Origin of the sequence: Pseudomonas sp. HMSC057H01, from assembly GCF_001836405.1 — a bacterium.
In the GTDB taxonomy this organism is placed as follows: Bacteria; Pseudomonadota; Gammaproteobacteria; order Pseudomonadales; family Pseudomonadaceae; genus Pseudomonas; species Pseudomonas aeruginosa.
In genome coordinates, this window is record NZ_KV828426.1 from 113211 (window position 1) to 133514 (window position 20304).

Below are 20304 nucleotides of genomic sequence, written 5' to 3' on the forward strand. Positions count from 1 at the left end.
GGGGTCGCGAGTTCGAGTCTCGTTTCCCGCTCCAGATATAGATCCACAGGCTTGCCTGTAGATCATTGAAAAAAGGGCCTTAGGGCCCTTTTTTCGTTTCGGCGGGTTCCATCGGCCCGGCATCGGCCAGCATCTTCTAGTCCATTCTTTAGTGCATCAGTGCTGGGCGGCGGCTACAGATCGTCTATCCCTTGATCCGCGCAATAGAGCATTGAGCATTGAGCATGGTGCGTTGCCATTCGGCATTCGAAGGCCACCGGCAAGGTCCATATAGCCTTGGTCATCGATGGCCTTTCCCTGGCTGTTTCGCCCGAGGATGGCAAGAGCCGGCATTTCCCCTATCGCTGGAAGGACAAGCAAAAGGCGCTTGGTCGGGCAGCTATCCTGAAGTCGCTCTCAAGGAGGCTCGCAGCCAATGCGTCGTGTCAGCGAATTGATCGTATGCGCTCGGCTCTTGCGAGCAACGGACACAGGAGTGCCGGGAAGCCCGGTGTGTGGAAGGGGCGCCTTCTCGAAGAACATCTACCGAGTCATCGGAATGCCCTGTCGCATCGACGACCCGGCATTGGGTCGGTTCCCGCGATTTGACCCGTTCATGCGGTCGATGAGTTACGCGCAGAGCGAGCCCCCTTATCTCTAGGTATTCAACTTAGGCGGAGCCGACGGGGAGGCGCTCATTCCGGAAGCTGGTGGGCATCGGCGTCGCCTCATCGATGCGTTGGTTGTACCGCAGTGTGGGCCGGGTTCGGTTCGACCGACCGGTTCTGCTGGGTTAGTTGTACTCCAGGATGTAGGTCAAAATGGAGTCAGCTTTACCCGCGGTGATTTTTCCGCCAGTGGCGACATAGCGAGCCGATCCCACAAAGCGGTACATCTCCGTCCCAGCACCGCTGGCCAGCCAGTCCAGGGGCAGGGCCTTGGCTTGGGTGAATGGCAATGCCGCTCCTTTACTGGACATCAACGAAATGCCGACTCCTTGGGCTACACCGGCTTCTCCTCTGCCTGTGAGGTTCAACAGGCCATCCTGGATCGAGTTTCCTTCAAAGTAGACCTTCACAGGAGGTTTGACACTCGGATTGAGTCCTTCGCACACAACATCCAGTGAAAAGCCATGATCTGGCACAGCCCCTCTTTTGATGTCATACGCCGTTGGGCGCCCCATGTTGACATCAATGGTCGACTTTTGTGTGCTGCACGTGGTGAAGAAAGCGTTATGTTCAAGCGTTGCGCGAAGGTTATATCCCTCTATGGTGAATTCAGCCCTGGATGGATTTGTGTAGTTGGTATCGATGAAAAAATTGGTTGAGTAGTTAAAAGGGGTGATGTCTCCCTTTCCTACTCCCATTGCGGTTCGGATGAAATCAACTACGAGAACAGTGGGCATATAGCGCATGGTGCCGATGTTGCCCGTGGGGTAGGTGGCGGGAGCTGCTGTCGGTTCGGTCCAGTTATAGCGTGCTCGGTGTCCAATTCTGATACCGACCCCTGGCACTCCAGACTCATAGAGGCCATTTCCATCTATTGGAATGAGGGTAGTTTTGGGAGCTGTAAAACCGAATTGTCCGGGCTTTCCGTCACTTCCGCACCACGCCCAGCCACCTAGAGTTTCTCCTGAGCCGACTTGCACGGTCATTGTTCCCATCGATTTACCGATCGGTGCGTGCTTCAAGGTGAAAACGGATTGGAGGCTCTGTATCGGCAGGGGGGTCTTGGTAGGTAGTTCAGGCTTGCCGCAATAGGCCACCGAGGAGAGCGACCAAAGGCATCCAGCGGTCGATATACCAATGCAGAAGAGTAGCTTGATGTGTGCGGGAGCTGGCTTTTTCACGGGAACCCTTGAACTCGTAGGATGATTTGCTCACGCTGATTATTCCATCCCTGGTCTTTCAACTGAGACAGGACCGGTCCGGGGGGCTTGTATGAAATTTCTTAACTTTCTGATTGGAAGTAACGCTGGAATCTGATCCTCTCAACCAGCCATAACACTTGAGGTTGCGCAGGTCTCTGGCGGGAATGCTTGCCAGGCGTAGTGCCTCGCATCCTGTCGGCGGATTCATCGCAAGGCGGTCTTCCTGCGATGCTATGGGGCAGGAGCTGCGGCCGCAGGATGAAGCGTTCGTGGAGCGGCTTCGGGAAAAGCCGTGGCGCGGAAGGCTGGGAAAGGAACTCATGGGAAGGGCCACGCAATGGCTGCCTGGCGTTCCTCGACGGTGCCTGCCTGTCCTGTCTCGAAGACTAGTCCTTAATTCAGTCCATCGATCCGAGGTGAGTGCAAGGCTCTCCTTTGGAGTCAGTATCATGGAGGCTCGTTTCCCGCTCCAGGATATCGATATGCAGATTTCACCAAGTTCTGCAGAACCTCGAAAAGGATCGAGAGGCCCTTTTTTCGTATCAGCGTAAAAACACCGGCAGCCGCTCGTTTCCGCCACGGCTGTCTGGGAAAAATACCCGTTCACCTGCTAACATGGCGACATCGGTGCCGATGTGTCCGCAGGCTCTGGGGCGCGGATGCCATGCCCTCTATCCGGCCGGAGAACTTTGCCATCGAAGACTCGACATGCTGACAAGGTCGTTGCTGTCCGCGGTCTTTTGCCTGTTGCCGATCATCCTGCAGCCGCTGCCCGTCGCGGCCGAATCCATCCTGCTCGATGGTCGTATGACGACAACGACGCGCCCCTGGCTCGACAAACGAGCCAGGCAGTGGCTGGATGCCCGGGAGCCGCTGACGATAGGCGTGGTTTCTCCCGACTATCCGCCGCTATCCATCTTCTACGCAGGTTCCTACAAGGGCTTCACGGCCGATTACCTGGCCCTGGTGTTCGAGCGGCCGTTGCGTGTCAGGGACTTTCCGTCGCGGCAGGCGGCAATCGCTGCGTTGTCGCGGGGAGAGATCGATCTGCTCGGTGTCGGTAGCGAGGTCGAGGCCCGGCAACACGGATTGCTGGCATCCGCTGCGTATCTTTCCGACCGGCCGGTACTGGTGTCTTCCAGCGGCGCCCCGTTCGATTCGCAGGCGGAGTCCTGGCTGGCCACGGTCAAGGGTTATCTTCCCGCCGAACGTATCAAGGCCGCCTATCCGCACAGCAAGGTCATCTGGTTCGACTCGCCGCAGCTTGCCCTGGAAGCGCTGAGCATGGGGGACGTCGATGGCGTGCTGGGTGACGCCGTCTCCGCGCACTATCTCATCCAGACCCATTACCTGCTGAACTTGCGTATCGAGAACTTCGCGCCCATCGACAGCCAGGGTTTCCGTTTCCTGCTCCGGCCGGGGGATGAGCCTCTGCTCGCGGTCCTCGATCGAGCCCTGCCGCGTATCAATGGGCGCTACGGCGACGAACTGTTGCGCAGTTGGAGCGCCGGGCGGCGCCTGCGTTTCGACGAGCCCAGGGTGACGCTTGCGCCGGCGGAACAGCGTTGGCTCTCCACGCATCCGGTCGTGCCGGTGGTGATCAACCATTCCCTTGGCGCGCTCGGGCAACTGGATAGCGAGGGGCGGCTGAGCGGTATCGGGCGTGACTATCTGGACCTGATCGGCAAGCGCAGCGGCCTGCAGTTTTCCTTCAGCGGAGCCCGAAACTTCGTCGAGGCGAAACGTCGACTGGATGCGGGCGAAGCGTTGGTTACGCCGACCATGCCCTCGACGGAGCGTCTCGATTCCGGCCTCGAGGTCCTGACTCCCTACCTGCGTAGCACCACGGTGCTGATGAGCGCCAGCCGGGGCGGCCGGGGCGAACGGCTGGAGCGTGTCCATGGCCTCGCGGATCTCGACGGCAAGCGATTGGCCACGACGGTTGGCTATTTCCTCAACGACACCATTCGGCGCGATCACCCTGAGATCAAGCTCCAGGTCTATCCGACCTTTCTCGCCGCGATGCAAAGCGTCGATGCCGGACAGAGCGAGGCTTCTATCAGCAGCGATTATACCGGTCGCTATCTGTCCGCCCAGCATTTCGACAACCGGATCCAGGTCGTCGGTATCCTCGATGATCTCTCCATTCCGATCAGCATCGGTGTGGCGAGGAACCAGCCCGAGCTGCAGGGCATCCTGGAGAAGGCGCAGCTGGCGATCGCTCCGGAAGAAGTGGCGGAAATCCTCCACCGCTGGGAGCCTCGCTTCGCCAAGGGAGGGACGGACTTCTGGCGCGATCACCGGAGCAAGATTCTGCAGATCGGCGGATTGTTCGGCGTACTGATTTCCATCTCTCTCATCTGGGGTTTCTACCTGATGCGCCAGGTGCGCAAGACCCGCCAGGCAGAAGAGCAAGCTGACGCTGCCAACCGTGCCAAGAGCGTGTTTCTTTCGACGATGAGTCACGAGATCCGCACGCCATTGAACGCGGTCATCGGCTTGCAGGAGCTGGTGCTGAAAAAGGGCGAGAAGGGCGTGTTGGATCTCGATTCGCTGAGCATCGCCCAGGAAGCTGCCCAGGGGTTGCTGCTTCTGCTGGGTAATATTCTCGATTTGTCGCGGATCGAATCCGGTCGGTTCGATTCCGCTCCCGAACCAGTGCTTCCTGGCGAGTTGATCAGAGGGATCCTGCCGCTGGTTGGCGGGCTGACGCGGCAGAAGAATCTTTCCCTGGCACTGGAACTCGACGGGGATCTCGAGCAGTGGGTGCTGGTGGATCCCCTGCATTTCAAGCAGGTGTTGTTCAACTTGCTGGGCAACGCCATCAAGTTCACCGAGCGCGGTGGGGTAACGGTGCGGGCGGTGGGGCGGCGCGAGGCGGAGAGGCTTCATTTGCTGCTCGAGGTAAGCGACACCGGCCTCGGTATTTCGGAGGAGGACCAGGCCAGGCTGTTCCGGCCATTCTCGCAGGTCGGCTCGCCTGCGCTTGGCCAGGCGTCCGGCAGCGGCCTGGGGTTGTACATCAGCCGACGCCTGGTACACCTGATGGGCGGCCAGATCAGCCTGCGCAGCGAGCTGGGCAACGGCTCCTGCTTCTCGGTCGAGTTCGATCTTCCGCTGACCGAACCTCCGCCCAGCGAGTCCAGCGAAGCGCGTTCCGGAGTTGCCGAGGTCGAGGAGCGGAAAGAGGCAAGGGCGCTCTCGATATTGCTTGCGGAAGACCATCCGTTCAATCGGCTGACCCTGACCATGCAATTGGAAAGCCTTGGGCACCGGGTGACCTCCACGGAAGATGGCGAGGAAGCATTCGAACGTTGGCAGGGCGAAGACTTCGACGTCGTGATTACCGACGGCATGATGCCGCGGATGGATGGCTACGAGCTGGCGCGACGGATCCGCTCGCAAGAAGCCCTTGGCGGTCGGCGTCGCTGCTTGGTGATAGCGCTTACCGCCAGCGCCGAGAAGGATGCGCTGGAGCGTTGCCTGGCTGCCGGCATGGACCGGGTCCTGTTCAAGCCGACTACGCTCGATGAGCTCGCTCGGGCGCTGAACGGGGGAGAGCCGCTCATGCCTACGAGCGTCGATTCGCAATGAAAGTGCCCGACTGGTTGCCGTTTTGCGTGCCGCGAGCGGATGTATCGGGTAATCTCTCGCAGAAATGAACCAGCACTAGTGAAGCGAACGATGGGTTTTGAACAACTTGCCGAGCTGAGAGACCGTCTGCGCGCACAGGCGGCGCAGGCGAAACCGGCTCAAACCAAAAGCTCCGCGGGACGCGCGAAGAAACGTGAAGCCGTCGAGCCGGGAGTCGAGGCTATCTGGAGGCTGCAACGGCATTTCCCGCTGGCGTTTCCGAAAAGCCCCGCGGCCAAGGTTCCGCTCAAGCAGGGCATCCTCCAGGATGCGCAGCAGCACCTCGAGCTACTGGGAATCACCGCCGAACAACTGAAACAGGCCATCGCCACCTGGTGCCAGGGCAGCCGCTACTGGAGTTGCATGGTGGAAGATGCGCCGCGGCTGGATCTGCAAGGCCAGGTTGCCGGCAAGGTAACCGCCGAGCAGGCGGTGTATGCGCGGCGGCAGGCGTCTCGCCGGCAGCGCGAGCAGATGCGCGAGAAGCGCGCCAAGCGTGCCCAGGCAGGTAGCGAAGCGCCGGCCGCCACGGAGGCGCCGACGCCTGAAGCGCCCGCAACCGAAGCGAGTCCCGAGGCGAACTGATCGCCGGGGCAGGGCGCGTCGGATCCTGGCGCGCTCCTCGGTTGCCGGTCGCCGCGGGGCCCGCGGACGTCTGGGCCCGTTTCTCCCGGCTTGTGCTACGCAATAGCCTGATCTGCAAAGTTTTTTTCGTAGAGCGCTTGCCAAGCCCGGCGAATCCGTCCATAATTGCGTCCATTCCAGCGATGGGTGAGCTAAAAATCTTTTGAAATCAAAGGGTTATAAGTTCAAAATCGCACCAGGAAAGAGATTTCAGCGATATGCCAAACGCATGTCGCTTCGCTCAAAGGCTGAGTAGCAGAGTGGTTATGCACCGGATTGCAAATCCGTGAACGCCGGTTCGATTCCGACCTCAGCCTCCAACAGGAAAGCCCCGTAGCTCAGTGAGTTACGGGGCTTTTTTCTTTCCTGTCCGGTATTGCTGAAGCAAGTTCCTTGGGGTGTCCCCATAACGCTTTCATACTTTTACGGCCTCGCAACCGCCTCCCTCTCCCGATAAGCCGCTCCGTAATTACTACTTTCCCGGAGTGTCCGAGGAGTACCCCAGCACCTGTCACGTTTTCAGCCGTTGCCTGCAATTCAGCCCCGTGCGCGGCTTTTATCTGGACGCAAGATCCGGTCTGGGTCGGTCATCGGCTGGTCGTCATCGAACATGACCAGCCGAGCCGGTCTGTCCTGCCGCCTGCCTTCCGGGCCTCTATCGATCAACCGTTGTGGCGACCGCGAGCGGAAGGCGCTTAGCGGAGGGCCCGTTTCATCTTGCCTTGCGTTTCAAGGAAACCGGCAGGCCCCAGGTCAGGTCTTCCATGCCTGCTTCGCCGAGTATCTCGGTTTTCATCGGCTGGATCCGCGCGAGCACCTGGCGGCCCGTTTCATCAAGCCTTGGCTGCTCGCGATCGATGAACCTTTTCGTCAGCTCCATGGGCGCTGGCCTCATGAAGACCTGGATATCCTGCAAGGCGCACTTGATGTTTTGCGTGTCCACGGCCTTGCAGGTCTTCCTGTCATAGCTCACGGCCGGGGTCTTCAAGTGGAACCGATCGCTGAGCAGGATCTGCCCAGGCTGAATGGTGAAGGACAGCGGGGCATAGGCGTCGGGTATCTGCGCTTGCAGCTTGATGGAGGGGACATCCTCGATCTTCGTGCCTTCGGCCCAACCGGCATCCGAGACCATTTCCCGCTGGCTGTATTGCTGCTCGGTCCAGCCCACGCATTGGCCGGAGGCCATGTGCACGGCGCTGCAGACATTCTGTGTGTAGGTTTTGTCTGCATAGGAGGCGTCGCGCCAGTAGTTCTCCTTCACGAACCGGCGATACAGCACGGCGGACAGGTTCACCGAACCAAGTGGGCTGGCAGCCGGCTGCCCCTTTGGCGCCTTGATCTGGGCAAGGGTGCTGTCGATCTTGTAGTCGATCCCTCCGGACAGCAGGTAGGTTCCCGGCGGGACGATGTTGACCTCGAGGAAGTCCCACAGATAGACGGCTTCCTTGATCTTCTCCAGGTCGTTGTTGGCAAAGGCCTGCATGTAGGCGATCCCGGGCACGTCCTTGTTCTTGAATATGACCCGATGCGAGTAGCTGGAGAGGTCCGTCACGCTCTTGTTGGGCATGAGCGCCGGTACCAGCACCACGGACATGCCTTCGCGGGTAGCCTCATCGATCATGTTCAGGAGCTGGTTGGTGGGATTCTGCTGGGAGCCGCCGAGTCCGGCGTTGCCTAGGGAGGCGCAGGCTGACAACAGGCTTGCCGGGAGCAGGATCGCGAAGGGGCTCAGACGCCGAGCGATGGTTTTCATGAGATATCCTTATCTATACGGGCCAATGACTTAAGGCGAGTGCGGGAAGAATCCTAATCTACTCCTTGCGGATTCCCAAGGAGCGTTCGTCCCGCGCGTAGGAAGGAGCGTTTGAGTCGAGCGCGTCACAGCCTGTTGCTGCAATCCTGGGTACTCACATGCGTTCGAATGCTGGCGAGCCAGTGCGTACTGCGTTGGTGATGGCTCGCTGCGGGTAGAGTTCGTGCCGGTCATCGAGGGCTGGCTGCGTGGGGGCGCAATGAAGACGCGGATCCCAGCTCTTCTGGCGATTCGTGAGTGCGGATCAAATCTGTTTTACCGCCGTACGACTTTTTCCGTTCCCTGCGCCTATCTAACCTGCCGCTCTCTTCAACCCGGGATCGGCAGGCATCTCCGCTGCGGTTCCAGCATGTACGGAACACCATGAAAAACATTCTCCTGCTCAACGGCGGAAAGCGTTTCGCCCATTCCGACGGTCGCCTCAACCAGACCCTGCACGAAACCGCCCTGGCCCATCTGGACCGCCGTGGCTTCGACCTGCGCCAGACCTTCATCGACGGCGGCTATGACATCCCGGCGGAGGTGGACAAGTTCCTCTGGGCCGACGTGGTGATCTACCAGATGCCCGGCTGGTGGATGGGCGCCCCGTGGACGGTGAAGCGCTACATCGACGAAGTCTTCACGGCCGGTCATGGCAGCCTCTATGCCAACGACGGCCGTACCCGCTCCGACAGCACGCAGAAATATGGCAGCGGCGGTCTGGTGCAGGGCAAGCGCTACATGATCTCGGCGACCTGGAATGCGCCGCAGCAGGCGTTCGACGATCCGAGCGACTTCTTCGAAGGGAAAGGCGTGGATGCGGTGTATTTCCCCTTCCACAAGGCCAACCAGTTCCTCGGCATGTCCGGCCTGCCGACGTTCCTCGCGGTGGATGTGATGAAGCGCCCGGACGTCCCGGCTGCCGTCGCTGCCTACCAGGCGCACCTGGACAGGGTGTTCGGGCGCGCCGGCTGAGTTCGACGGCGGGCTGCGTGTCGCTTCGCTGGGTGGGGCGGCGGGGAGAGAACCAGGCTCTCGGGACGAGGCCTAACGGTCACGGATCCGCTATCCGGGCTTTTGTCGGCCACGACCCGCGAGTGATCCGAAATTCGATTTTTCCATCGATCCGTCGAATTAGATTTCATCGGGGACGGGGAGGAAAGGATGCTTTGCACGAATATTCGAATGGGCGCATCGTAAAATGAGCGCGCTTCGACCGTGTCGAAGCCACCCCCGACAACGTTGCTGGCAGGTCGCTCATCGACTTCCGACGCCTGCCGCCGAATTCAGGAGATTCACATGTGTCCTTGCCCTCACTCCCAGGCCCAGGGAGAAACGGACGGAGAGGCTGAGTGGCATAACGCCGCCCTGGACTTCACCCATGCGATGAGCTACGGCGATTACCTGAAGCTGGACAAGGTCCTGGACGCCCAGTTCCCGCTTTCGCCCGACCACAACGAAATGCTGTTCATCATCCAGCACCAGACCTCGGAGCTATGGATGAAGCTGATGCTCCACGAACTGCGGGCCGCCCGGGAGCACGTCAAGTCAGGCAAGCTCGGTCCGGCGCTGAAAATGCTCGCCAGGGTCTCGCGGATCTTCGACCAGCTGGTACACGCCTGGGCGGTGCTGGCCACCATGACGCCGACCGAGTACAACACCATCCGCCCGTACCTGGGCCAGTCTTCCGGTTTCCAGTCCTACCAGTACCGCGAGATCGAATTCATCCTCGGCAACAAGAACGCCACCCTGCTCAAGCCCCATGCTCACCGCGCCGAGCTGCTGGCGGCCCTGGAGCAGGCCCTGCATACGCCGTCGCTATACGACGAAGCGATCCGCCTGATGGCCGCCCAGGGGTTGCCGGTAAGCCAGGAGCGGCTCGTCCGGGACGCGGCGGCCGGCACCTGTTACGAGGCCTCGGTGGAGGCGGCGTGGCGACAGGTCTACCAGACGCCGGAGCGCTACTGGGACCTGTATCAGTTGGCGGAAAAACTGATCGACCTGGAGGATTCGTTCCGCCAGTGGCGCTTCCGTCACGTGACCACGGTGGAGCGCATCATCGGTTTCAAACCCGGCACGGGCGGAACCGAGGGCGTGGGGTATCTGCGCAGCATGCTCGATACCATCCTCTTCCCCGAACTGTGGCGGCTCCGTTCCAACCTGTAGTACCGGATGAGGCGCAGCATCCGCCTGCGCCTCAGTCGTTGCCGGCGCCTCCCGCCGCCCACTCTTGCCGCAAAAGCCCCATGAGAACGACATTCCAGCGTTCCCGGCCGACCCGGGTGGCGGAGCGGCGCAAGCCTTCTTCGCGGAACCCCGCGCGTCGATAGAGATGACGGGCGGCAGCGTTCCAGTCGTACACGTTCAATTCAACGCGCTCGATGTCGGCGTCGGCGAAAGCCTCGGCGAGCAGCGCCTCCAGCATCGGTAGCCCCAGGCCCTGGCCGCGTGCGTTTGGCGCCAGGGCTATGCGAGCCAGGCGGACGACGCCGTTGCGGCGGTCGAACAGCAACTGGCAATGGCCGATGACCTGGCCATCCAGGCAAGCGCTCCAGAGCAGGCGCAGCGGCGGTTGTCGGCGGCTTTCCGCGAGGTCTTCATGCATCTGCTCGAGGCTCAGCGGATGCCGCAGGGCGGGGCCGGCCCATTGCACCAGCTCCTTTTCCGTGGCGAACCAGCGTTGCAGGGTGGGGAAGTGTTCCAGCTGGAACGGGACGAGTTGCAGGTCCGGGACGGAACCCGTGCCGGGTGTGGGCATGCGGAGTGCCTCGCTCAGGTCATCGGGGGGAGCCGGCGTTTAACCGGGGACTTCTTGACGATGGCGGTGTTGGTTTCCGCGTAGCCGTTGATCCTGTCCAGCAGCGTGTCGAGCTGTTCCATCGAACGGACCTGGAGGCGGGCGATGAAGCAGTCGTCACCGGTGACCTTGTCGCACTCGGTGAACTCGGCGATGTCCTGGATCTGTCGCTCGACCTCGTGCAGCTTGCCAGGCAGGGGGCGGATGCGCACGATCGCCTGGAACTGGTAGCCGAAACAGCGGGGGTCGACATCCAGGGTGTAGCCGCGGATCACGCCGCGTTCTTCCAGTTTGCGCAGGCGTTCGGCGACGCTCGGGGCCGATAGTCCGCTGACCTGGGCGAGGGCCTTGAGGGACAGTCGCGAGTCAGCCATGAGGGCGTTGATCAGGCGTTGGTCGATGTCGTCGGTCATGTCGGCCTCGAAAGTTTTTTTTCAAAATAGCCCTGATAAAAAAGGTCGTCACGGGTTTTTGCCTGAGTAATGCGATGGAGGGCTGGAAGACGGCTTTGGATAATCATAGGCCTGTCTTGCGGGAGAGCGCTCATGAACGATCCGATCCGTCGCGGTACGCTGGAAATGACTTCGGCCATGCTGATCTGCGGCACCATTGGCTGGCTGGTGCTGCTCTCCGGGCAGCCCGTGCTGGACGTGGTGTTCTGGCGCTGCGTATTCGGTTTCGCCGCCCTGCTGGTCGCCTGTGCCGTGCTGGGCTTCCTGCGCCGCGGCAGCCTGGGGCGCGAGGCGTTCCTGCTGGCGCTCCTCAGCGGGGTGTTCATCGTCGGCAACTGGGTGTTGCTGTTCGCATCCTACTCACGGGCTTCGATCGCCATCGGTACCGCGGTCTACAACGTCCAGCCGTTCATGCTGGTGGGGCTAGGCGCGGCGTTTCTCGGCGAGAAGGTCACGGCGCGCAAGCTGGGCTGGCTGGGGCTTTCGTTCGCCGGCATGCTGGCGATCGTCAGCGCCCACGGCGACAGCGACGCCCCGCGCGGGGACTACCTGTTCGGTATCCTCCTGGCGCTCGCTGCCGCGCTGCTGTATGCCTTTGCCGCGCTGATCGTGAAGCGCCTGCAAGGCACGCCGCCGCATCTTATCGCCTTGATCCAGGTGGGCACCGGCGTGCTGATGCTCGCACCGCTGGCGAACCTTGCCGAACTGCCCCGGGGCGTTGCTCCCTGGGCCAGCCTGGCGACCCTGGGAATCGTCCATACCGGGCTGATGTACGTGCTGCTCTACGGCGCCATTCAGAAATTGCCGACGGCGCTGACCGGTGCGTTGTCCTTTATCTATCCGGTCGCGGCGATCCTGGTGGACTGGCTGGTCTTCGAACATCGCCTGAGCCTGGCGCAGTGGCTTGGCGTGGCCGCCATCCTGCTTGCCGCGGCGGGCATGCAGCAGGGTTGGAGCGTGCGCCTGCCGGGGCCGGCAGTGCGGCGCGGCTGAGGCGGCGGGGAAAAGAAAAAAGCCCCGCGACGGGGGCGGGGCTTTTCTACGGCGATCTCGGCCGATCAGTTGCCGAAGACCTTGAAACGTTCGCTTTCGGCGATGAAGGCTTTCTCGCCCGCCGGGGCGGCGATGGCACCGAAAGGCATCTGTGCGCGCAGCTTCCAGCTTTCCGGCAGGTTCCAGGTCTTGTGGGTCTGGGCATCTACCAGCGGGTTGTAGTGCTGCAGGCTGGCGCCGACCTTGTGCTCGGCGAGGACGGTCCAGACCGCGAACTGGGCCATGCCGCTGGCCTGCTCCGACCACACCGGGAAGTTGTCGGCGTAGAGGGCGAACTGCTCCTGAAGCTGGCGCACTACCGTCTGGTCTTCGAAGAACAGTACGGTGCCGGCACCGGCAGCGAAGGAGTTGAGCTTGGTTTCGGTGGCGGCGAAGGCGTCGGCGGGAACGATCTTCTTCAACTCGTCCTTGGCGATGTTCCAGAACTGCTCGTGCTCGGCGCCGAACAGCACGACCACCCGCGAGGTCTGCGAGTTGAACGCGGAAGGGCTGTGCGAGACGGCCTCCTTGACCAGTTCGACGACTTTCTCCTGGGAGATAGGCAGTTGCTTGTCCAGGGCGTAGATGGTGCGGCGGTTCTTGATGGAGGAGAGGAATGCGTCAGACATCGTGAGGCTCCTTGTTTGGAAGTTGGATTCGATATTAGCGACGGCCTCGATGAGATCAATGGGAAATAACCGGTGATTCCTATCGACTGATGCGATGGATGTCCTGTTTCCCCAGGAAAGCCGGGTATCAGCAGTCCAGCGAGGCCAACAGCGAGGGATGGCGAGTACGGATGAAATCGGAATATCGAGAAAGTCGATGGGCATAAACCCGCGAGAACCTGGCCGTTGATTCAGGTCAAGCAGGGTGGAGGCCAGGGAGGCGGCCAACCTTTAGTGATGGTGACCCGGCGGCCCGGCTCGGTGATGGTTCGATTGTAGGATTGTCGGACAAAAACTGGAGCGCACGATGTTTGAAAATTTCTCTCCCACCACCATGCTGGCCATCAAGAAGTACGCCTATTGGCTCTGGCTGCTGCTGGCGTTGTCCATGCCGTTCAACTACTGGATGGCCCAGGACAGCGCGCATCCGGCCTTCTGGGCATTTTCCCTGGTGATTGCGGTATTCGGCATCGGGCCATTGCTGGACATGCTGTTCGGTCGTGACCCGGCCAACCCAGACGAGGAAACCCAGACGCCGCAGTTGCTCGGCCAGGGCTACTACGTATTGCTGACCCTGGCCACGGTGCCGGTGCTCATCGGCACGCTGGTCTGGGCCGCTGGCGTGTTCGTCGCTTTCCAGGAATGGGGCTGGCTCGGCCGGTTGGGCTGGATCCTCTCGATGGGCACGGTGATGGGAGCGGTGGGGATCGTCGTCGCCCATGAGCTGATCCACAAGGACTCGGCGTTGGAGCAGGCTGCCGGTGGCATCCTGCTGGCCGCCGTGTGCTACGCGGGGTTCAAGGTCGAGCATGTGCGCGGCCACCATGTGCATGTGTCCACCCCGGAGGACGCTTCGTCGGCGCGTTTCGGCCAGTCGGTCTACCAGTTCCTGCCGCATGCCTACAAGTACAACTTCCTCAACGCCTGGCGCCTCGAAGCGGTGCGGCTGCGCAAGAAGGGCCTGCCGGTGTTCGGCTGGCAGAACGAACTGATCTGGTGGTACCTGCTGAGCCTGGCGTTGCTGGTCGGTTTCGGTTGGGCGTTCGGCTGGCTGGGGATGGTTTTCTTCCTTGGCCAGGCGTTCGTCGCGGTGACCCTGCTGGAAATCATCAACTACGTCGAGCACTACGGCCTGCATCGGCGGAAGGGCGAGGACGGGCGCTACGAGCGGACCAACCATACCCACTCCTGGAACAGCAACTTCGTCTTCACCAACCTGGTCCTGTTCCATCTGCAACGGCATTCCGACCATCATGCCTTCGCCAAACGCCCCTACCAGGCCCTCCGCCATTATGACGATAGCCCGCAGATGCCCAGCGGTTACGCCGGGATGGTGGTGCTGGCGCTGATCCCGCCGCTGTGGCGGGCGGTCATGGATCCCAAGGTACGGGCCTACTATGCGGGCGAAGAGTTCCAGTTGACGGCCGAACAGAGCGAGCGGCCGGCGGCCTCCTGAGCATCGCCGATGCCTCCCGCTCCGTGCCCGGATAGCTCTTCGTTCGGGTAATTCCGCCTTGCCGGGGGTTGGCTATCCTTAGCGATATCTCGCATGGAAAGGAGCCCAGGGATGAACATTCGGCAGAGGATCCTCGCTTCGGGCGCCATCGGCATCGTGGCTGTGGTGCTGCTCGGCGGGGTCGGCTTCTGGGGGCAATTGCGGTTGGGCAAGGCGCTGACGGAGAACGAGCTGAGCGTCAATGCGCTGCGCAACCACATGGAAGGCGACATGATGCACGACGCCTTGCGCGCCGACGTCCTGGCGGCGTTCGTGGTCCAGCCCGGCGACGGCGCGGCGGCCGAGCAGGTCCGCGAGGACCTGCAGGAGCACAGTCAGTGGTTTCGCAAGGTAGTCGAGCAGAACCAGGGGCTGCCTCTCAACGACGCCATCCACCAGGCGCTGGTCGAGTTGCGGCCCGACCTGGAAGCCTACATCGGCGCCGCCGAGAGCATCGTCGGCAAGGCGTTGCTCGATCCCGTGGCGGCGCGGGCCGAGCTGCCGCAGTTCGTCCAGGCCTTCAAGGATCTGGAAGGGCGCAACGAAGCGCTCAGCAGCCTGATCGAGAAACACGTCGAGCAGACCAACCGGGCGCGCGAAGACAGCATGCGCTATTCCGCCTGGATGCTCGCGGGCGGCATCCTGGTCGCCTGCCTGGTCCTCGGACAGCTCTGTCGCCAGTTGCTGCGCGCCGTCCTGCAGCCGCTGCGCAAACTGGTCTCATCGGCCCGGGTGATCGCCCAGGGCAACCTGCAGGAGCCGATCGGCGTCGACAGCAATGACGAGGCCGGCCAGTTGCAGCGGGCGTTGGGCGAGATGCAGGAGAACCTGCGGCAGATGATCACCATCATCCGCCAGGAAAGCGAAGAGCTCCACGACACCTCCCAGTCCATCGGCCAGACCTCGCAGTCGATCGTCCACGGCGCCAGCCAACAGGCCGACAGCGCCACCAGCATGGCTGCGAGCATGGAAGAGATGATCACCAATATCTCGCAGATTTCCGACCACGCCGACAACGCCAGGGTGATCTCGGCCAAGTCCGAGGAGCTGGCCAGCAGTGGCGGACAGGTGATCCTCAACGTGGTGGAAGGGATGAGCCGCATCGCCGACGTGGTCAACCAGTCCTCCACCAGCATCACCGCTCTCGGCCAGTCGTCGGACGAGATCCATTCGATCATCCAGGTGATCAAGGGGATCGCCGAGCAGACCAACCTGCTGGCATTGAACGCCGCCATCGAGGCGGCGCGGGCCGGAGAGGCCGGGCGCGGTTTCGCCGTGGTCGCCGACGAGGTGCGCGGGCTGGCGGCGCGGACCACCCAGTCGACCCAGGAGATCACCGCGATGATCGAGCGTATCCGCGCCAGCACGGGGCAGGCGATCAACAGCATGGAGGCCGGCGTGAGCCGGGTCAACGAGGGTGTGTCGTTCGCTCGTCAGGCTGGGGTATCGATCAACGAGATCCTCGATGGAACCCGTCATGCCGCGTCGGTGGTCGACGAAATTTCCCAGACCATCCGCGAACAGTCGCGCGCCAGCGATGAAATCGCCCAGCGCGTGGAGCTCATCGCCCAGCGTTCGCAGCAGAACACCCAGGCGATGCACGAGATGGCCGCCACCGCCAGGCGCCTGAACGAGGTTGCGGCGACCATGCGCTCGTCGGTGGAGCGCTTCAAGATCTGACGGGGGCCGCCTAGGTCGTCGACTCCGGGAGGCGCACGAACAGCGTGTAGCGTGCGCCTTCGATCGCTTCGAAGGCGATCAGCTTCTCGATCAGCGCCAGGTTCAGGACCTTGCCCGCGTTGAGCAGCAGCATGCCGTTGTTGGCGGTGAGGTTGCGCGCGAGCACCATGCCCGGAACCAGGTCGCGGGTGCCATGGGCACGGACTTGCGGATCGGCCAGGGTGACGTCGGCAAGGGTCGTCGCGCAGACCTGGATGAACGGTTCGATCAGCTCGGGGTCGTACAGCCGGCCGGCGTACTTGCGGATGTAGATCAGCGCTTCGTCGCGATTCATGCGCCGTTCGAGGATCAGCCCACGCTGCAACTCGACGAAATCCACCGCCAGCTTCAAGAGGCGCGAGCCCAGGGGGATGGACTCGCCCTTGAGGTGGTCCGGATAGCCGCTGCCGTCCCAGTGCTCCTGGTGATGGCGAATCAGGCGGGCGGCGTCCTGCATCGGCTCCAGCGACATCAGCAGCGACTCGCTGAGTTCCGGGTAGCCGCGGAAACGATCGCGGTCGTGGTGATAGAGCAGGTCCGAGGGCGAGCGGAGCAGGGTGTCGTTCCAGCTCAGCTTGCCGATGTTGTAGAGCGCCGCGGCCATCGCCAGGTCGCGACCATCCGATTCGTCGACGAGACCGCTGGCACAGCAGGCGCGGACCAGTTCGATGATCTGCTGGTTGGTCTGCTTGTCCTTGGGCAGGCGCTGGTTGACCAGCAGCGAGAAGACCTCGGTGCCGACCACGTAGCTACGCTTTAGCTCCTCATAGGCGAGGTCGAGCATGTCGGCGGTCTGCTGCAGTTCGGCGGTGCGCGCCTGAACGCGCTTTTCCAGCGTGGCGTTGAGTTGCTGGAGGCGGTCGTTCTGCTCCTGGGTAAGTCGCTCCAGGCGCCGCCGCTCGCGCTCGGAATACAGGTATTCGAGCGACTGGCGCAGGGTCAGCAGCAACTCGTCGTCGTTCCACGGCTTGCTCAGGTAATGGTGGATGCGCCCTTCGTTGATGGCCTTGGCGATGGTCGGCAGGTCGGCATGGCCGGTGAGCAGGATGCGAATGGTTTCCGGGAAGCGGCGATGGATTTCCGCGAGCAGGGCGGCACCGTCCATGTTCGGCATGCGGGCGTCGGACACCACCAGGTCCACGGGCCGGCTTTCCAGCAGTTGCAGGGCCTGTTCGCCGCTTTCCGCCAGCAACAGGTCGTAGGGCTGGTTGCGTAGCAGCCGGCGCAGGCTGCTGAGGATCAGCGGCTCGTCGTCGACCAGCAGTACGCTGAAGCGGATCTCCGTCTCGTTGGAAGGAGGTGCGCTATCGTTCATGAGTGTCTGTCCACCGGGTGAGTTTTGCCTGAGTGCTTCAGGCAAGCATAGTCCGAGTCTGGCCTGGACGAGGGGCATGCACGCGGCGACAGGGCGAGCGGAGGTGCGGATCATGGAGGCGTTACCCATCAGGAACCGGCGCTTGCTGGTGATCGATGAGCGGCAGGCGGATCGAGACCGTGTATGCGGGTTGTTGCAGGGAACCCTAGAGGCCGAATCGCCTCCCGTGGCGCCTGAGCGGGGCTACCAGGTGGATACGGCGGGAAGCGCCGAGGAGGCCTTGGGGCGGATACGCTCGGCCCTCCAGGCCGATGCGCCGTATGCCGTGGTGTTTCTCGGGATGTCGTCGGTAGGCGCGGATATTCCCGTTCTCGAGCGGTTCTGGCGTCTCGACTCCCGCTTGCAGGTCGTGGTGCATGCGCCTCCCGCCGATTTTCCGCTATTGGCGCCGTGGGCCGCGGAAGAGCGCCTGCTGCTCCTCGGCCTGCCTTTGCAGGGACAGGAGGTCCGCCAGATGGCCGGCAATCTCAGCGCCAAGTGGAACGTGACGGCTCACCTCCAATTGCAGATGAGCCGGATGGAGGCTGCCATCCAGGAGATCACCCAGGAAGTCGGCCAGGCCAAGGAGGCGCTGGAGAAAGAGATCGGCGAGCGCAAGGAGCTGGAAAGCCAACTGGTGCAGACGGAGAAGCTTGCCTCGATCGGCCACCTGGCCGCCGGCGTCGCCCATGAGATCAATAACCCCATCAGCTACGTTTCCTCCAACTACACCACCCTGGAGGAGCACGTCAGGCGTTTGCTGGAGGTACTTGAAGCCTATGAAGAGGCTCGCCCCGCGATCCGCGACGAGGCGCTGGCAAGACGCCTGGAGCAGCTCGGCGAGCGGGTCGAACTGGCCTTCGTCAAGGAGGATGTCGCTGTGTTGCTGCGCGAATCCAGGGAGGGAATAGGGCGGGTGCGCAAGATCGTCCAGGACCTGAAGAACTTCTCCCGCGTCGACGCCGAGGACGACTGGCAGTGGACCGATCTGCACCAGGGGATCGAGTCGACCCTCAATATCGTCGCCAGCGAACTGAAGTACCGGGCCGACGTGGTCCGCGAATACGGCGATCTGCCCGAGGTGAAGTGCCTGCCGTCGCAGATCAACCAGGTGGTGATGAACCTGGTGATGAACGCGGCCCAGGCGATGGGGCCTGAGCGGGGTCGCATCGTGATTCGCACGGGGCATACCCTGGAGCATGCCTGGATCGAGGTGGAAGACTCGGGGCAGGGCATCTCCCCCGAGATCCTGCCGCGCATCTTCGATCCGTTCTTCACCACCAAGCCGGTAGGCAAGGGGACCGGCCTGGGGTTGTCGCTCTCCTACGGCATCGTCCAGAAACACGGCGGCACCATCGAGGTACGCAGCCAGCCGGGAGTCGGCAGCGCTTTCCGGATCGTGCTTCCCCTGGAATCGCCTGGCAACCTGGGGGGAGCCCACGGAAATTAACTGTTGCGCCGCTTAAGGTAACGTAAGACAATGATTTATCTACCGTTTGGGGTGGGTCTCAGGTTGGGATGCCGGTTTGGTTCCCATTGCCGGCTCACTTGAAGCGAGATCCTGCCCGGATGGCGAAATCGGTAGACGCAAGGGACTTAAAATCCCTTTTGTCAAGTCTTTTCTACTTGAGCTACCGGGCCAAAAGGTGAATAGTGACAACGGTTTGCGGGCATCCTAGTTGCGGTCGCACAGCTTGGCTTGACGGCCAAGGGCCAACTAGGGGCCAACAGATGGAAGTAGGTGTTTTCAGTGCGGTGAGCACTCCGCCCGAGTGGTGAAATCGGTAGACACAAGGGACTTGAATAATTTGAGCCTTCGGGGGGAAACGTCCGAAGTGAAGCCCGTCAAATTCGGCGAAAGCCCTGGATGCTTCGGCAACCGAGCCAACGCCGAGCCAAGCCCGAGCAATCGCTTGGGAAGGTGTAGAGAGCAGACGGCGGGCACCTACGGCCGCAAGGCTATGGTGAAGGCGTGCTCCAGACCACGAACGCCCTGCGTTGAGTAGGGCGGCGGCGAAAGTCGAAGTGGGAAGAAAATCCCTCGCCGAAAGGCGTGCCGGTTCGATTCCGGCCTCGGGCACCAATCCAAAGCCGCTCCAGCTCACGCGGGGGCGGCTTTTCCGTTCATGGCGTGCGTGCGCTTGAATCCCCGATCCCCCGCCATGAACGCCTCCAGCATGTGCGGGATGAGCGTCGCAGCATCGACCGCCTCGCCGTAGGTCTGCGCGTGCAGCGCCGCGTAGCGGTCGAGGTCGGCCCGTAGGCTGGCCGGGCACGCGAAGGTCATCTTCGTGGATTCCAGTTTCGGTAGCGGCCCGAGCCGCAGCTTTTTACCCGTGCTCATCGCATCGCTCCCCGGTTGAAGAACATCGGCTGGTACGGTCGCAGCACCAAGTCGCGGTTGACGATGATCCGCACCGGCAGGCCCGGCCGTTCGGTCAACGTCGGCTGGATGTTCATGTTGCGCCGGGTCATCTCCTGTCCAACCTGATTGATGCTGTCTTGGGCGCTGTCGCGCCCCGCGATCACGATGCGGTTGCCGTCTTGGCGGTTCTCGGGCGCGGCCAACTCGGCACCTACGCCCAGCAGCGTCGTCAGTGCCGCACCGGCGACGATGCGGCCCCAGTGGTAGTCCACGCCATCTTCGAGGCCGGAGTAGCCGGCCGGGTCGGTACCCACCAGGTTGTCGATGGTCAGCGAAGACGTGTCTGGCAGGATGATCCGGTTCCACACCACCTGCACGCGACTCTGCCCGTAACTGACCTGGCTGTTGTATTTGCCGAGGATGCGCGATCCCTGCGGGATCAGCAGGAACTTGCCCGTGGCCGAGTCATAGACCGGCTCTGTCACCGTGCCGATCACGTCGCCCGGCAAGTCGGACTTGATGCC

Annotated in this window: 16 protein-coding genes and 1 tRNA gene; 9 read left to right on the forward strand and 8 right to left on the reverse strand. The window is 62.2% G+C overall.

What is annotated here, in order from left to right; genetic code table 11:
- Positions 1 to 772 precede the first annotated feature (772 nt).
- Complete coding sequence (locus HMPREF2581_RS08935; protein ID WP_226341673.1) at positions 773 to 1633, reverse strand: fimbrial protein; 861 nt, start codon at positions 1631 to 1633, stop codon at positions 773 to 775.
- Between the two features lie 831 nt (positions 1634 to 2464).
- On the opposite strand from HMPREF2581_RS08935, the gene HMPREF2581_RS08940 reads away from it, so the two are divergent.
- The 3 genes from HMPREF2581_RS08940 (at position 2465) to HMPREF2581_RS08950 (ending at position 6426) form a co-directional block, all read left to right on the forward strand.
- Positions 2465 to 5443: a response regulator gene (locus HMPREF2581_RS08940; protein ID WP_003138968.1), complete on the forward strand. Its 2979-nt coding sequence runs from the start codon at positions 2465 to 2467 to the stop codon at positions 5441 to 5443.
- Between the two features lie 90 nt (positions 5444 to 5533).
- The gene (locus HMPREF2581_RS08945; RefSeq protein WP_003090076.1) at positions 5534 to 6067 is read left to right on the forward strand and encodes a ProQ/FINO family protein; all 534 of its coding nucleotides are present in this window, start codon (positions 5534 to 5536) and stop codon (positions 6065 to 6067) included.
- Positions 6068 to 6352: 285 nt separating this feature from the next.
- Positions 6353 to 6426: transfer RNA gene (locus HMPREF2581_RS08950), tRNA-Cys, on the forward strand.
- Between the two features lie 392 nt (positions 6427 to 6818).
- On the opposite strand, the gene HMPREF2581_RS08955 is transcribed toward HMPREF2581_RS08950, so the two are convergent.
- A complete protein-coding gene (locus tag HMPREF2581_RS08955) occupies positions 6819 to 7859 on the reverse strand; it encodes a hypothetical protein (RefSeq protein ID WP_003102461.1) in 1041 nt (346 codons plus the stop codon).
- 423 nt (positions 7860 to 8282) lie between these two features.
- On the opposite strand from HMPREF2581_RS08955, the gene HMPREF2581_RS08960 reads away from it, so the two are divergent.
- Together HMPREF2581_RS08960 and kynA are read left to right on the forward strand one after the other, a co-directional pair.
- Positions 8283 to 8873 (forward strand): NADPH:quinone oxidoreductase MdaB, encoded by a 591-nt coding sequence (locus HMPREF2581_RS08960; protein WP_003108797.1) that lies wholly within the window; start codon positions 8283 to 8285, stop codon positions 8871 to 8873.
- A gap of 324 nt (positions 8874 to 9197) precedes the next feature.
- Positions 9198 to 10064, forward strand: coding sequence for a tryptophan 2,3-dioxygenase (kynA, locus tag HMPREF2581_RS08965; protein WP_003138969.1), 867 nt, complete (start codon positions 9198 to 9200; stop codon positions 10062 to 10064).
- 31 nt (positions 10065 to 10095) lie between these two features.
- Here the strand turns inward: kynA and HMPREF2581_RS08970 are convergent, their stop codons facing one another.
- Both HMPREF2581_RS08970 and HMPREF2581_RS08975 read right to left on the reverse strand, forming a co-directional pair.
- Positions 10096 to 10656 carry a GNAT family N-acetyltransferase gene (locus HMPREF2581_RS08970; RefSeq protein ID WP_003090067.1) on the reverse strand — a complete coding sequence of 187 codons (561 nt, stop codon included), beginning with the start codon at positions 10654 to 10656 and terminating at the stop codon, positions 10096 to 10098.
- Positions 10657 to 10670: 14 nt separating this feature from the next.
- On the reverse strand, positions 10671 to 11108 hold the full coding sequence (locus tag HMPREF2581_RS08975; RefSeq protein WP_003090065.1) for an Lrp/AsnC family transcriptional regulator: 438 nt from the start codon (positions 11106 to 11108) through the stop codon (positions 10671 to 10673).
- Positions 11109 to 11240: 132 nt separating this feature from the next.
- Between HMPREF2581_RS08975 and HMPREF2581_RS08980 the strand changes: the two genes are divergently transcribed.
- Positions 11241 to 12140 carry a DMT family transporter gene (locus HMPREF2581_RS08980; protein WP_003090062.1) on the forward strand — a complete coding sequence of 300 codons (900 nt, stop codon included), beginning with the start codon at positions 11241 to 11243 and terminating at the stop codon, positions 12138 to 12140.
- A gap of 65 nt (positions 12141 to 12205) precedes the next feature.
- Here the strand turns inward: HMPREF2581_RS08980 and HMPREF2581_RS08985 are convergent, their stop codons facing one another.
- Positions 12206 to 12808 carry a nitroreductase family protein gene (locus tag HMPREF2581_RS08985; RefSeq protein WP_003090061.1) on the reverse strand — a complete coding sequence of 201 codons (603 nt, stop codon included), beginning with the start codon at positions 12806 to 12808 and terminating at the stop codon, positions 12206 to 12208.
- A gap of 346 nt (positions 12809 to 13154) precedes the next feature.
- Between HMPREF2581_RS08985 and alkB1 the strand changes: the two genes are divergently transcribed.
- On the forward strand, positions 13155 to 14303 hold the full coding sequence (gene alkB1 / locus HMPREF2581_RS08990; RefSeq protein ID WP_003090058.1) for an alkane 1-monooxygenase AlkB1: 1149 nt from the start codon (positions 13155 to 13157) through the stop codon (positions 14301 to 14303).
- Positions 14304 to 14414: 111 nt separating this feature from the next.
- Entirely contained in the window at positions 14415 to 16022 is a 1608-nt protein-coding gene (locus HMPREF2581_RS08995) for a methyl-accepting chemotaxis protein (RefSeq protein ID WP_003090055.1), read from the forward strand.
- A 10-nt stretch (positions 16023 to 16032) separates the two neighbouring features.
- Here the strand turns inward: HMPREF2581_RS08995 and HMPREF2581_RS09000 are convergent, their stop codons facing one another.
- A complete protein-coding gene (locus HMPREF2581_RS09000) occupies positions 16033 to 17376 on the reverse strand; it encodes a response regulator c-di-GMP phosphodiesterase, NosR family (protein ID WP_003090053.1) in 1344 nt (447 codons plus the stop codon).
- Positions 17377 to 17452: 76 nt separating this feature from the next.
- Between HMPREF2581_RS09000 and HMPREF2581_RS09005 the strand changes: the two genes are divergently transcribed.
- A complete protein-coding gene (locus tag HMPREF2581_RS09005) occupies positions 17453 to 18865 on the forward strand; it encodes an ATP-binding protein (protein WP_003138970.1) in 1413 nt (470 codons plus the stop codon).
- Between the two features lie 651 nt (positions 18866 to 19516).
- Here HMPREF2581_RS09005 and HMPREF2581_RS09010 read toward each other — a convergent pair.
- Both HMPREF2581_RS09010 and HMPREF2581_RS09015 read right to left on the reverse strand, forming a co-directional pair.
- Positions 19517 to 19759, reverse strand: a complete 243-nt coding sequence (locus HMPREF2581_RS09010) for a DUF2274 domain-containing protein (RefSeq protein WP_016254220.1) — start codon at positions 19757 to 19759, stop codon at positions 19517 to 19519.
- On the reverse strand, positions 19756 to 20304 hold a 549-nt coding region (locus tag HMPREF2581_RS09015; RefSeq protein WP_139181896.1), incomplete at its 5' end, for a TraB/TrbI/VirB10 family type IV secretion system protein. The genes HMPREF2581_RS09010 and HMPREF2581_RS09015, both read right to left, overlap by 4 nt.

What these genes read in the sequence shown, in the direction of transcription:
- HMPREF2581_RS08935 (WP_226341673.1), bottom strand. Translation starts at nt 1,633, where the DNA reads ATGACCGTGCAAGTCGGCTCAGGAGAAACTCTAGGTGGCTGGGCGTGG.
- HMPREF2581_RS08940 (WP_003138968.1), top strand. Translation starts at nt 2,465, where the DNA reads ATGGCGACATCGGTGCCGATGTGTCCGCAGGCTCTGGGGCGCGGATGC.
- HMPREF2581_RS08945 (WP_003090076.1), top strand. Translation starts at nt 5,534, where the DNA reads ATGGGTTTTGAACAACTTGCCGAGCTGAGAGACCGTCTGCGCGCACAG.
- HMPREF2581_RS08955 (WP_003102461.1), bottom strand. Translation starts at nt 7,859, where the DNA reads ATGAAAACCATCGCTCGGCGTCTGAGCCCCTTCGCGATCCTGCTCCCG.
- HMPREF2581_RS08960 (WP_003108797.1), top strand. Translation starts at nt 8,283, where the DNA reads ATGAAAAACATTCTCCTGCTCAACGGCGGAAAGCGTTTCGCCCATTCC.
- kynA (WP_003138969.1), top strand. Translation starts at nt 9,198, where the DNA reads ATGTGTCCTTGCCCTCACTCCCAGGCCCAGGGAGAAACGGACGGAGAG.
- HMPREF2581_RS08970 (WP_003090067.1), bottom strand. Translation starts at nt 10,656, where the DNA reads ATGCCCACACCCGGCACGGGTTCCGTCCCGGACCTGCAACTCGTCCCG.
- HMPREF2581_RS08975 (WP_003090065.1), bottom strand. Translation starts at nt 11,108, where the DNA reads ATGACCGACGACATCGACCAACGCCTGATCAACGCCCTCATGGCTGAC.
- HMPREF2581_RS08980 (WP_003090062.1), top strand. Translation starts at nt 11,241, where the DNA reads ATGAACGATCCGATCCGTCGCGGTACGCTGGAAATGACTTCGGCCATG.
- HMPREF2581_RS08985 (WP_003090061.1), bottom strand. Translation starts at nt 12,808, where the DNA reads ATGTCTGACGCATTCCTCTCCTCCATCAAGAACCGCCGCACCATCTAC.
- alkB1 (WP_003090058.1), top strand. Translation starts at nt 13,155, where the DNA reads ATGTTTGAAAATTTCTCTCCCACCACCATGCTGGCCATCAAGAAGTAC.
- HMPREF2581_RS08995 (WP_003090055.1), top strand. Translation starts at nt 14,415, where the DNA reads ATGAACATTCGGCAGAGGATCCTCGCTTCGGGCGCCATCGGCATCGTG.
- HMPREF2581_RS09000 (WP_003090053.1), bottom strand. Translation starts at nt 17,376, where the DNA reads ATGAACGATAGCGCACCTCCTTCCAACGAGACGGAGATCCGCTTCAGC.
- HMPREF2581_RS09005 (WP_003138970.1), top strand. Translation starts at nt 17,453, where the DNA reads ATGCACGCGGCGACAGGGCGAGCGGAGGTGCGGATCATGGAGGCGTTA.
- HMPREF2581_RS09010 (WP_016254220.1), bottom strand. Translation starts at nt 19,759, where the DNA reads ATGAGCACGGGTAAAAAGCTGCGGCTCGGGCCGCTACCGAAACTGGAA.